Raw genomic sequence first — 456 nt, forward strand, 5'->3', positions numbered from 1 at the left:
CCGTAACTTGGTGATTGCAGGCATGGTATGGCCGCGCCCGAGGCTTTCGAGCATGCGCTGGGTGTTCACGGTGCCGGAGCCGATGCCACCCTCGCTGGCGTTGGTGATTACAAACAGGTGCAAGGGGCCGTGTATGGCGGGGTCGCGCCCGGCCTTGGTCTGGCCGGCGGCGACGGCCTTGATCAATTCGGCCAGGGGCGGCCAGCGGAAATACTGGTTTTCGATGTAGATGAACTGGGTCGCGTTGTTGACCGCCTGCAGGTACAGCTTCTCGATGTCGCGCTTGCCCTCCTGGGCCTGGGTGCGCAGGATCTGCGCGATCTGTCGGGTGGCTTGCGGGGCGCATTGTTGTTGCGGCCCGATCTCTTTGGCTTGGCGCAGGTCGAGCAAGTCCTCGCCGGTTTCCTTGCGCCAGGCGCTGGCGAAGTTGTGGTGCAGGTGTTCCAGGATCGGCCC

At 64.3% G+C, this 456-nt stretch carries 1 protein-coding gene; it reads right to left on the bottom strand.

Annotated features, from left to right (window positions below; translation table 11 throughout):
* On the bottom strand, window positions 1-456 hold a 456-nt coding region (locus ACM6IT_RS25875; RefSeq protein ID WP_414918971.1), incomplete at both ends, for a phospholipase D-like domain-containing protein.

The organism is Pseudomonas sp. IT-P4 (genome assembly GCF_949767755.1).
GTDB lineage: Bacteria > Pseudomonadota > Gammaproteobacteria > Pseudomonadales > Pseudomonadaceae > Aquipseudomonas > Aquipseudomonas monachiensis.